Raw genomic sequence first — 2,538 nt, 5'->3', positions numbered from 1 at the left:
GGGGTGGGGGGTGTGTCCGCACGGTGGTCTCAGACCGCGGTTCGGGTATGGCCTGAGGGCCCGATGTGCTGGATCCACTGTCCGGCATCCCTGCCCGGCTCGCAGCGGTCTCGGACAATCCGCGTCGCTACGACCCGCTCGGCCTCCTCGCCGGCCCTGATGTCAGTCGGTCGGTGTGCCCGGGGGCGGAGCCGTCCCGCTGGTGACCAGCGGCAGCCGGACCTCGAACGTGCTGCCCACGCCCAGCTCTCCGGCGACGGTGATGACCCCGCCCATGAGCTCGGTCAGCTGCTTGCAGATCGCCAGGCCGAGGCCGGTGCCGGCGTACCGCCGGGTGGCCGAGCCGTCGACCTGGCTGAAGGCGGTGAAGATCGAGGCCTGGTGGTCCTCGTCGATGCCGATGCCGGTGTCCGAGACGGTGAACCGCACACCGGGGCCGCTGTCGTCCTCGACGGGCCGGACGTCGAGCCGCACCCGTCCGCCCTCGGCGGTGAACTTCAGCGCGTTGCCCAGCAGGTTGGTCAGCACCTGGACGATCCTGGTCCGGTCACCCACGACGGTGCTCGGCACCCGCGGGTCCACGACGCAGTCGAACGCGATCCCCTCGGCCTGCGCGCGCGGCTCGTGGGCGTCGGCGATGTCGGCCACCATCGCGCGGAGGTCGAGCTCGGCGTGGTGCAGCGTGGCGTGCCCGGCGTCGATCCGGGAGAAGTCGAGAAGGTTCTCCACCAGGGACAGCAGCAGCTCTCCGGACCGGTGCATCCTGCCGAGCAGCTTCACCTGGCTCTCGTCGAGCGGGGTCTCGTTCAACAGCTCGCCGGCGGCGAGCACGGTCGTGAGCGGCGTGCGGACCTCGTGGCTCATGTTGGCCAGGAACATCGACTTGGCCTCCGAGACCGCCAGTGCCGTGTCGCGCGCCGTCTTGAGCTCGCCCGCCAGCGTCTGCAGGTCGCTGACGATGCGTGCGCGCTCGATCGCGACGCCGGCGTGCGCGGCGAGCGCCTCGAAGACCTGGACGTCCTCGTCCCCGAACGTCTCCTTCTCGAAGGACCGGTCGCACACGACCAGCAGGTACCGGGTCGAGCCGGTCCCTCGTAGCTGCGCGGCGAGCCCGTCGCGTGGCGGGGTCGTCAGCGCCGGCGCGACCGGGTGCTCCGGCACCTCGTCGTGCCCGCGGCGGGGCGCCTCGTGCTGCACGACCCCGGCCTCGAGCGCGCTCCACCACCAGGGCTCGGCCAGCAGCTCGACGGCCTCGGTGTGCAGCGTCCCGCCGGTGAAGGCCTGGTACTGCACCTGCTGCTCGTCGACGACCTCCACGAGGTAGGAACGCTCGGCGTACATCAGGTCCGCGGCCTCCCGCAGCACGACCTCGACGACCTCCTCCACGGAGCGGGCGGAGGAGGTGCGGTCGACGAACCGGTACAGCAGATGGGTGCGGGCGTGCCCTCGGGCGAGGGAGACGTAGACGCGGTAGGCGAGGACCAGGAGGACCACGACGACACCCAGGAGCGGCAGCGCCGACGGCTGGACCAGCACGAGCGTCGCCACGAGCAGGGCGATGCAGGTGTTGATGAAGGCGGCCACGGAGCCCGACCGCAGCGCCTCGCGCAGGATCTCTCCGTCGAAGGCTCCCTCGGTGAGGCTGATGCCGGCGGTCACGGCGCCCGCGGACACGAGGTCGGTGACGAGCACCGCCACCAGGACGGCCAGCCACCCGACCGGCGACAGGGGGTCGCCGCCCTGCAGGATCGCGTGGTAGGTCAGCGCTCCGAGGGCCGCCTCGAGAGCGAACATCGCCGCGTTGAACGCCAGCTTCACGCCCCGCATCCGGGCCGCGACGACGAGACCGAGGACGGCGCCGACGACGTAGACGCTGACGTACTGCTGCGGCGCGAGGAAGGTCAGGCCCAGCACCGCCGGTATCTCGCGGAGGGTGTGCCCGTGCGCGTTGTGCTGGGTCGGGAGGTGGATGACCACGATCTCGGCGAGCGCGAACAGCGGGAGCAGGGCGAACCACCGGACGTCCGGTGCCGTCGATCCCGGGTCGTCGAGCACCGCCGGTGCGGTGATCAGGGCGGCCAGCGTCACCATCGCCCCGGCGAGCAGCCAGATGATGAGGGTCCCGCGGCGCTCGGTCCGGGCGGGAGAGACGGCGTTCTCGGTGGCGGTCGTCATCCCACCGACGCGTCGCCGGCTCGACGACCGGGCACCGTGACGTTCCTGCGCAACACGTTGCTCATGGGTCACCCACCTTCGAGTCGGCTGTCTCCCACCGTGGTTGTCGTGGCTCCAACATAGGGGTGTCGGCCTGGCCGTGCTCGGGAACCAGGATCCTCGCAGCCCGCGCCCTGCCGCAGGTCGTACCGGGGCCCGGCAGCTTCGAGCACGAGACGTGCGACACGGTGCGAGGATGCGCGTCATGGTCACCGGCGAGGCACTGGTCCGCTCCGTCAACGTCGGCCGGCCGCGGGAGGCCGCGTGGGCCGGCATCGGGCGCACCGCCATCGACAAGGAGCAGGTCGTCGGGCGGGTGGGGGT

The 2,538-nt window shown here is 71.8% G+C and carries 1 protein-coding gene; it reads right to left on the bottom strand.

Annotated features, from left to right (window positions below):
• Positions 1-162 precede the first annotated feature (162 nt).
• Entirely contained in the window at positions 163-2,175 is a 2,013-nt protein-coding gene (locus GV155_RS19825; protein ID WP_160011960.1) for a sensor histidine kinase, read from the bottom strand.
• Between the last annotated feature and the right edge of the window lie 363 nt (positions 2,176-2,538).

Source organism: Nocardioides sp. AX2bis (genome assembly GCF_902506435.1).
Taxonomy (GTDB): Bacteria; Actinomycetota; Actinomycetes; order Propionibacteriales; family Nocardioidaceae; genus Nocardioides.
The sequence above is the reverse complement of the archived record's forward strand: the minus strand, read 5'-3'. Positions and strand labels throughout refer to the sequence as shown.

What these genes read in the sequence shown, in the direction of transcription:
- GV155_RS19825 (WP_160011960.1), bottom strand. Translation starts at nt 2,175, where the DNA reads ATGACGACCGCCACCGAGAACGCCGTCTCTCCCGCCCGGACCGAGCGC.